The sequence below is a fragment of the Streptococcus sp. 20925_1_44 genome (assembly GCF_041432435.1).
GTDB lineage: Bacteria > Bacillota > Bacilli > Lactobacillales > Streptococcaceae > Streptococcus > Streptococcus infantis.
On sequence record NZ_JAPVZQ010000006.1, the window covers coordinates 86,054 to 95,106 of the forward strand.

Here is a 9,053-nt window from a genome sequence, read left to right on the forward strand (position 1 = left end):
CATTTTCATATAAGCAGGCCTCCTACTCATCTCTATAGAGCCTAGCTTACATTTATTTCTTATAATTTTGTGTAAAAAAAACTGTCAATCTTAATATAAAGTAAAACTTCTAATCGACATATTGTTCCCGCTCACCCTGATAAACCTGCCATAGAATATCCATTTGTTCCTTGGTTATTCTTTTTTCAGATAAGGGAGGGAGAGCCGAAATGTCAAAAAATCCTAATTCAGCAACTTCTTGATTTTCCTGAAAGCGTCCATCTAATAACTGACAGTCAAAGACGAACTTTACATACTGCTTGTTCTGAAGTTGAAAGCGGTTGGTATCAAAAATTGCCAATAAAGAACCTACCTCTACAGAAAAGCCTGTTTCTTCCTGAACTTCTTTTTGGATATTTTCCTTAGGCGAATAGCCTACTTCACCAAAGCCACCAGGTAATGCCCAAGTATCTTCTCCTTGTCCCCTAACCAAACAAATCTTCTGGTCTTGAACAATCCAAGCCCGCACATCCATCAAGGGAGTTGCATAGCTACCTGTTGGTTTTAAAATTGCAGTCAATTCCTCTTGATTGAGCTCTGTTTGATCCTGCAAAACACTCCATAAAATCTGACGTAAATCCTCATAACGTTCACGATCAAATGGATCCTTTGTATAGGTCAACCCAGTATCGGTAATCGCTAACATTCTCTGCATAGCTTTGGCGAAATCAGTTGTGCTCATTTTCTAGACTTTCTACTAGCTTGGCTAGATTCATAGAGTTGGAACCTTTAAGTAGAATTTGGTCATTTGCACCAAGACTTTCCTTGACCTGCTTAACCATGGCTTCAAATTGGTCTTCCTCAGCTGTTTTCTTGAAGTAGTAAACATGGCCGATGGGGAACATTTGACTGGCTAATTGAGCCAATTCAGCAATGTCTTCACCGTAGAAAATAACGGTATCAAGGGCATCGGGTGTAATGCTCAAAATCATTTGATTGTGGAGTTGAACAGACTGGTCTCCAAGTTCTTTCATGTCCGCCAGAACTGCAATTTTCTTGCCACCTTCATTAGCTGGGATAGCAGAGAAAGTTTCTAAAATCAACTTCATAGCAGTTGGATTGGCATTGTAAACATCTGATAAGATATCCGCACCATTGGCAGCTTTTTTCCACTCGGTACGATTGCGGGTCAATTCTAGATCCTGGAAGGCTTGAGCAATCTGCTCCTCAGTCACTCCTTCTTGCAGGGCAACATAAGAAGCAATCATAGCATTAGTCGCATTGTACTTACCTGTTACTGGTAAATCAAGGGATTTCTCCAAGAAATTAGCCTTAAAACTCAAGCTATCCTTGCGCTCAATTAAGTCTGTAATTTCGAGTTCTGCACCCGGACCAAAACGAACTACTTTTTGGTCAGCAGGTAGATAATCCTCTACAATTGGATCAGCTGGCGCCAAGAGCAAGCTATCTTTCTCCATACCATCAGCAATCTGTAATTTACCTTTGGCAATCTCAGAACGATCCTTGAAGAAGGCCAAATGAGCCTCTCCGACCAGAGTCACAATAGCTATCTTTGGACGAGCTAATTCAGACAAGAGATGAATATCTCCCAAGTGATCCTGCCCCATCTCCAAGACCAATTTCTCAGTGTCATCCGGCATATGAAGAACTGTATAAGGTAGTCCAATCTCGTTATTGTAATTTCCTTGAGTTTTATACGTTTTAAAAGTCGTAGCAAGTAAATGCGCCAGCATGTCCTTAGTCGTTGTCTTACCATTCGAACCTGTAACAGCAAAGACATCTACTCCTGTCTTTTGAAGGTAATAAGCTGCAAGAGCTTGAAAGGCTGTCAAAACATCCTCTACTAAAATGTAAGGATGATCTGCTACTTCCTTCTCTGACAGGGTTACAGCAGCGCCGTTTTCAAAAGCCGTCTCGATAAAGTCATGACCATCACGCGCCCCCTTGAGTGGCACAAATAGATCACCAGGTCCAATCAAACGGCTATCAAACTCTGCCTTGACTAGTGGGCTGTCCGCATAGCTTGTCACATCATTTTTTGCACCAACAACACGCGCAACTTCGTGAATCGTAAGTTTCATGTTTACTCCTTTAAAAAGGGGCAGGGAGTCTTGCCCCGCCCTTATAGCTATCTTTACAATAGGTGCGCTTCACGCTTGTTAAAGCTTTCTTTAGCAAGCTCAACCAATCGCTCGATTAGTTCTGGATAGCTAATCCCCATATTGTCCCAGAGCAATGGATACATAGACCACTGGGTAAACCCTGGCATGGTGTTGAGCTCATTTAGGAAAACTTCTCCCTTATCTGTATAGAAGAAATCACAACGTGAGAGACCAAGCCCGCCAATAGCACGGAAGGCAGCTTCTGCATTTTTACGCATGACTGCTACTACATCATCACTAATCTTGGCTGGAATATCCATAGTAATCTTGTTATCGATGTATTTTGCTTCGTAGTCATAGAAGGCTACGTCCTTGACAACTTCACCAGGTATAGTGCTCTTGACATCATAGTTTCCTAAAAGTCCAACTTCGATTTCACGCGCATTGACGCCTTGCTCTACCAAGACGCGGCTATCATATTTAAAGGCGAGTTCGAGAGCTTGATGGAGTTCCTCTTTATTTTCAGACTTAGAAATACCAACACTAGAACCCATATTAGATGGTTTGGTAAAGACTGGATACCTTAATTTTTCTTCAACTTCTGCAATCTTAGAGGCCAAGTCATCCCCTTCAACAATGGCTACGTAAGGGACTTGGGCAATCCCAGCAGATTCTAAGACACGTTTAGTCGTGATTTTGTCCATAGCAAGGCTTGAAGACAAGATGTTGCAACCGACATAAGGCATTTTCAAGACTTCTAGGAAACCTTGAACGGAACCATCTTCTCCCATAGGTCCATGAAGAACTGGAAAAACAACTGCGCCTTCTTCGTAGATGGTACTTGGAGCAATTTTCTTGTCCCAATCAATCGTTTCATTGGTCATGAGACGTTCATCTTGGCCAGGAGTTTGGGTAAATTCTTGGGTTTTGATGAAATCACCAGACTGGCTGATAAAGAAAGTTTTGACTTTAAAACGGTCATAGTTAACCGCACGCATGACACTCTCAGCTGACAATACAGACACTTCACGCTCTGCACTGCGTCCACCATATAATAGAATAATTGTTTGTTTCATATGATTGTCCTATTTCTACTAGAATACTCGCTTTTTAGTATATCACATTTGTTTATTTTTTTAAACTTGAATAGCACAAAAGAGACTGGATTAAAAATAAATCCAGTCTCTTGATTTCTTAAAGTCTTATCTGCTAACTAATTACCCGTTCTATATCCTTACAGACTAAAGTTCGGTACGATTTTCAATGGCTCTTAGGAGCGTTACTTCGTCCGCATATTCGATATCAGCTCCGACTGCTAGACCTCGTGCTAGACGAGTGACCTTAATCCCTGCAGGTTTAAGAAGTCGAGAGATATACATGGAGGTCGCCTCACCATCTGCTGTTGCATTAGTGGCCACGATAACCTCTGAAACTTCGCTATCCATGAGGCGAGTCATGAGACTTTTGAGATTGATATCATCGGGACTAATCCCATTCATAGGGGAAATCAAACCGTGTAAAACATGGTAAAGTCCGTGGTATTCCTGGATGTTTTCCATAGCAGCAACATCTCGGCTATCCTCCAGAACCAGAATCGTAGACTGGTCACGGCTAGGATCGGTACAGATAGAACAAGGATCATCATCTGTCAAGCGTCCACAAATAGAGCAATAGGTCAATTCTCGCTTGGCTGCAAGAAGATTTTTTGCAAATTCATTGACGTCATCATCCGACATCCCAATAGTATAAAAGGCCAGTCGGGTTGCTGTCTTAATCCCGATACCTGGAAGTTTAGAATAACTGTCAATCAGCTTTGCTATAGGTGTTGGGTAAAGCATGGCTTCCTTTCTAGTTCATTGGATGGTGTTGGTTGTATAGATTGATAATGTCGCGAGCAATCGAAGGTCCGACACCATTAGTTAGATTCGTATTATGCGGGAAAACAACTGCGACTGCAATCTGCGGATTATCGGTTGGCGCATAGGCTACGGCGTTGGTATTGTTGGCTTTTTGGCCACCATTGACGTAACTTTCGGCTGTACCGGTTTTCCCACTGATAGAGACTGCTGCCCCATTTGAAAAGGCGCGACCTGTCGTGAGAGCACTTGTCCCGTGAGACACTTGATAAAACCCTTGTTGCAAGATAGACATGTCAGACTCAGAAATATTAATCTTATTCATTTCTGTGCTGTCCGTTTGCTTAATGAGTTCTCCCAAACCACCTTGTTCATTGTTGTCGTAGACTCCTTCCACGATATGAGGAGCTAAGCGGACACCATTATTGGCAATCGTTGCTACATACTGAGCTAACTGCATCGGTGTGTAGTTATCAAACTGCCCAAAGGCATTATTTAGATAGTTGGCCAAATCATAGTCTTTAGGGATAAAGCCTGTTGACTCATCTGGTAGGTCAATTCCTGTAGAAACTCCTAAACCATATTCACCAAAGGTTGAGCGAAGTTTTCCCATGGCAGATTCAAGATTGTTGGTTCCTACTGTCATATTTGGCTGATAAGTTTGTCCCATAATCCCGAGAGCAGTTTGGACCATGTAAGTATTAGATGAGTATTCCAAGGCCTCAACGGCTGTAATCGGGAAAGAACCATAATAAGGGGTATACCAGGAATTGATAGGCGCAGAACCTTGGAAGACGATTGGTTGATCTGTCAAGGTTTGATTTCCTGACAAGACCCCATTTTCCCAACCTGAACTAATGGTGGCTGCCTTAACGACAGATCCTGGAACAAAGACATTGGTGACAGTTCCGAGTGAGTCCGTGGTCAGTTCTCCAGTCTCTACATTGTGCTTCATCCCTGACATGGCTAATACAGCACCTGTCTTAGGATTGAGGGCTACTGCATAGACACCTTCTGAATATCTAGCTCCACCATTTGCAAGTTCTGAGTTGAAATAGTTCTTTAAGAGGTTGTCTACGCTATCTTGGAAGGCCAAATCAATGGTTAATTTGATATTTTTACCCTTGCTACCTTCTTCGATATTTTCTACACTCTCCATGTCTCCGTGCTTGTCCAAATGGATTTCCTTGACGGTTCGTTTCCCTTGCAAGACTTCTTCGTATTGCTTTTCAAGATAGGAAGTCCCAACACGGTCATTGAGTGAGTAACCTTTTTTCAAATAAGCGTCCACTTCTTCTGCAGGAAGACCAGATTTTTCACTAGAAACACTTCCAACTATAGATGAAAGAGAAGTTTCTAAGACTTTTCGGTCCCATGAAGTAGAGATGGAAATACCTGGCAATTCCTTAGATGCAGAAGCAATCACAGCTACCTGTGTATCGCTCAAAGGATCCGTTTGAATATTTCCTGTCGCAAAATTTTCTACTGCATTGAGCTGACTAAAGATATAGATTGCCTTCTTTTCATCCTCTGAGTAGTTTAATTGACTGGAAGTAATACTCTCAGCAGCGTTGTTATAGATTTCAGATTCGGAAAGTTGATTGCCATCTGAATCATATCGTTTATCTTTTGGAAGAGCTTCAACTGTCTTCTTATAAACTTCAGCATCAGCCAAGTAGTAATCAGCCATTTGACGGTCCGTCAACTCTGGAGAGGTGACTGTGACATAGGTCAATAATTTTTTAGAAATATCCTTCAAATCAGCCGCAGTCATCTTGTTGCTTCGTGTAAAGGAAACAACTTGCTTAACGGTGTTTTGGACTAAAGGTTTTCCTGTTGCGTCATAAATTTCTCCACGAGCAGAACCCATGGTTACTCGAGTTTGGCTAGCAGAAGCGAGTTTGTTTTCATAAAAATCCTTATGAAGAACTTGCATATAAAGCAAACGACCAATAATTGCTAAAAAGAGCAAGATAACGATTGCGAACAACAGATTAAGCCGTATCGGTATCGAGTGGCTATTGAATTTTCTCATACACATCAATCTCATTTCTAATCAAAATCACACTCTTCATTGTACCATAATTTAGGTAGAAAATTATGGAAAAAGAAAAGACTTTTCCTTTTTGGTCCAAAAAGTATTTTCTATGATATAATGGAGGTAAGCGCTATTTTATTTGTTAGATTTGTCAAAGTAATTTTGGCAAATAGCTATAAAAGGAGTTCCATGAATAAGCAAGATATCTCTACGATTATCGACCTTCACTTTGAAGAAATGACCGATTTAGAGCAAGAAATTGCCCGCTATTTTCTGCAGGCAGACACCATAAATGATGATTTATCCTCTCAACAAGTCACGCAAAAACTTCATATTTCCCAGGCGGCGCTCACTCGTTTTGCCAAGAAGTGTGGTTTTAAGGGCTATCGAGAATTCATCTTCAAATATCAACAACAAAAAGACACTCTTTCTGCTCCTCAACAGGATATGAATCCTTTGACTCAACGAGTTCTCAGAAGTTATGCAAATGTGCGAGAAATTTCTCAAGGATTGATTGACGATGAACAGTTGGAACGTGTAGCTCAGATGATTGAGCAATCAGAACGTGTGTATTTTTTCGGAACTGGGAGTTCTGGCTTAGTCGCACGTGAGATGAAGTTACGTTTTATGAGATTGGGTGTCGTCTGTGAAGCCTTAACAGATCCAGATGGTTTTGCCTGGACAACTAGTATCATTGATGAAAAATGTTTGGTCTTTGGTTTTTCACTCTCAGGAACAACACCGTCCATCATCGATAGTTTATTAGATGCCCAGGATATGGGAGCTAAGACAGTTCTATTTACAAGTTCACCGAATAAGGATACTCAAGCATTTACAGAAACTATTTTGGTCGCAAGCCAAAACCAAGCATCTTATATTCAACGAATTTCTGCTCAGATTCCAATGCTGATTATCATTGATTTACTCTACGCTTATTTCCTAGAGATCGATCGCGAAAGTAAAGAAAAAATCTTTAATAGCTATTGGGAGAATAATAGACTGAATGGTTATCGCAGAAACACAAGAAATAGAAAACCCTGAAATTGAAAACCATTCAGGGTTTTCTGTTTGGAATAACTTTATCAACAAAAGGGAGTCCCGTAGTGGACTCCCTTTTTTAGTGTTTTAAAACACTTTCTTTGATTTAGTCTCTGCTAATCCTTCATCTCTTTTTTGAAGAATAATAGCATCATTCCTGAAACTAGAGTGAGAGCAGGCAAGAGAGCTGAACTTACTTCTTCTCCTGTTGCCGGCAACTGTTTGCTTGTAGAATCTGCTACAGTTCCTTTAGCCTCTGCTAATGGCTTATCTTCTCCCATAGGTTGTGTTGCAGGAGTTTCTGCATTTGTTGGTGCACTTGGTTGAGTTGCATCCTTGTACACTACCGCATAGACACCTAGGTGTGGAGCTACAAATTCAAGTGCTGAACCTTTCTGTTCAAACTTCACTTCCTGCAATTCTCGATTTGCATTCATAGCATAGACATTGGCTACATCAGACGCCACAGCAACTTGAACAAGGGCTGCACCTTTCAATTGAACAAGTTCGCCTTTCTCATTCTTCAATTGAATTTGATAAGCATCGAAACGGCGACCTTCCAAGACCTGATCAGCAACCTTATCGACCTCTAGAACAGAACCACCATTGAGGTCCCCTTCTCGAGCAATCAGTTTCAAGTTTGTTGATGAATCTTTCAAGACCTTCAATGTGCTATCAGTTGATGGACTCTCTTCCTTAGTTCCAACTTCGACGATGCGATCTTGGGCTTCCTCACGTTCAACCTTAAGAACCTTACGGTTGTCACCATCGACTTCTACATAAATCGTTACTTGTCCGTCTTTTCCTTCAGAAACAACTTGTTCCTTACCTTTAGCTAAATCAGCATTCTCACGGCGAACAGTTTTGAAGGCGATTGGTTCTTTCTCTACTTTTAGATTTGGTAGGTTAAAGTCCAGATTCATAACGCCTTCTGTCGGCATAGCAGTTCCTTCTTGAGTACCTACTTCAACGATGCGGTCTTGAGCTTCCTCACGTTCAACCTTAATAACCTTACGATCGCTGCCGTCAACTTCTACATAGGTCGTTACTTGTCCGTCTTTTCCTTCAGAAACGACTTGTTCCTTACCTTTAGCTAAGAGAGAATTTTCACGACGAATCGTATTGAAGGCAATTGCTTCTGTCGTTACTTCAAGGCTTGGTTGAGTTACACTCAATTCTTTAACACCTTCAGTTGGAAGATTTGAATGTTTCACTTCCTTTTCTGGCTTACTTGGCTCCTCTGGTCTCGCAGGCTCTTCTGGCTTACTTGGCTCCTCTGGTCTTGCAGGCTCTTCTGGTTTGCTTGGCTCCTCTGGTTTGCTTGGCTCCTCTGGCTTACTTGGCTCTTCTGGAGCTGGTTCCTCTTTTGGTGTCGCCTGAAGATTGTTGATAGATGTCAAAGCGTCTTGCAAGGCCTTATCTACTGCATCCTGAGTTTTGGCTTCTTCAATAGCAGCTAAGGCTTGTTCTGCTAGTTCAACTAGTTTCTTCTTAGCTTCCTTGTCATCACCCAACTCAGCTGTCTTACTTTTAATGGCTTCGGACAAGCTTGCCATAGCTTTATCGTAGTCAAGCTTAGGCTCTTCTGGTTTGCTTGGTTCTTCTGGTTTTGCTGGTTCTTCTGGCTTGCTTGGCTCCTCTGGTTTTGCTGGCTCCTCTGGTTTTGATGGTTCTTCTGGAGCTGGCTCCTCTTTTGGAGTTACTTGAAGCTTATTGATGGTTACCAACGCGTCTTGCAAGGCTTTTTCAACTGCATCCTGAGTCTTAGCTTCTTGGATAGCCGCAAGAGCTTGTTCTCCAAGTTCAACGAGTTTTTCCTGAGCAGCTACATCATCGGCAAGTTCTGTTGCTTTCTTCTCGATAGCTTCAGTCAAATCTGCAATCGCCTTCTGGTAATCAACTTTAGACTCTTCTGGTTTTGATGGTTCCTCTGGCTGTGCTGGTTCTTCCGGAGCTGGCTCCTCTTTTGGAGTCGCTTGAAGCTGATTGATAGATGCCAAAGCTGCTTGCAAGGCCTTA

7 protein-coding genes are annotated in these 9,053 nt (G+C 41.8%); 1 reads left to right on the forward strand and 6 read right to left on the reverse strand.

Annotated elements, in window-relative coordinates:
• Positions 1–109: 109 nt before the first annotated feature.
• The 5 genes from O3643_RS07930 to pbp2b form a co-directional block, all read right to left on the reverse strand.
• Positions 110–721 carry an NUDIX hydrolase N-terminal domain-containing protein gene (locus tag O3643_RS07930; RefSeq protein ID WP_006152991.1) on the reverse strand — a complete coding sequence of 204 codons (612 nt, stop codon included), beginning with the start codon at positions 719–721 and terminating at the stop codon, positions 110–112.
• Positions 708–2,081 (reverse strand): UDP-N-acetylmuramoyl-tripeptide--D-alanyl-D-alanine ligase, encoded by a 1,374-nt coding sequence (murF, locus tag O3643_RS07935; RefSeq protein ID WP_371501029.1) that lies wholly within the window; start codon positions 2,079–2,081, stop codon positions 708–710. The genes O3643_RS07930 and murF overlap by 14 nt, the downstream gene beginning before the upstream one ends.
• 53 nt (positions 2,082–2,134) lie before the next feature.
• Complete coding sequence (locus O3643_RS07940; RefSeq protein ID WP_371501031.1) at positions 2,135–3,178, reverse strand: D-alanine--D-alanine ligase; 1,044 nt, start codon at positions 3,176–3,178, stop codon at positions 2,135–2,137.
• Positions 3,179–3,343: 165 nt separating this feature from the next.
• Entirely contained in the window at positions 3,344–3,940 is a 597-nt protein-coding gene (recR, locus tag O3643_RS07945) for a recombination mediator RecR (protein WP_000966747.1), read from the reverse strand.
• Between the two features lie 10 nt (positions 3,941–3,950).
• Positions 3,951–5,993, reverse strand: a complete 2,043-nt coding sequence (pbp2b, locus tag O3643_RS07950) for a penicillin-binding protein PBP2B (RefSeq protein ID WP_371501033.1) — start codon at positions 5,991–5,993, stop codon at positions 3,951–3,953.
• A 192-nt stretch (positions 5,994–6,185) separates the two neighbouring features.
• Here pbp2b and O3643_RS07955 point away from each other — a divergent pair, with 192 nt between their 5' ends.
• On the forward strand, positions 6,186–7,037 hold the full coding sequence (locus O3643_RS07955) for a MurR/RpiR family transcriptional regulator (protein ID WP_371501035.1): 852 nt from the start codon (positions 6,186–6,188) through the stop codon (positions 7,035–7,037).
• Positions 7,038–7,150: 113 nt separating this feature from the next.
• Here O3643_RS07955 and O3643_RS07960 read toward each other — a convergent pair.
• Positions 7,151–9,053, reverse strand: a 1,903-nt coding sequence (locus O3643_RS07960; RefSeq protein WP_371501037.1) for a G5 domain-containing protein, incomplete at its 5' end; no start/stop codon positions are given.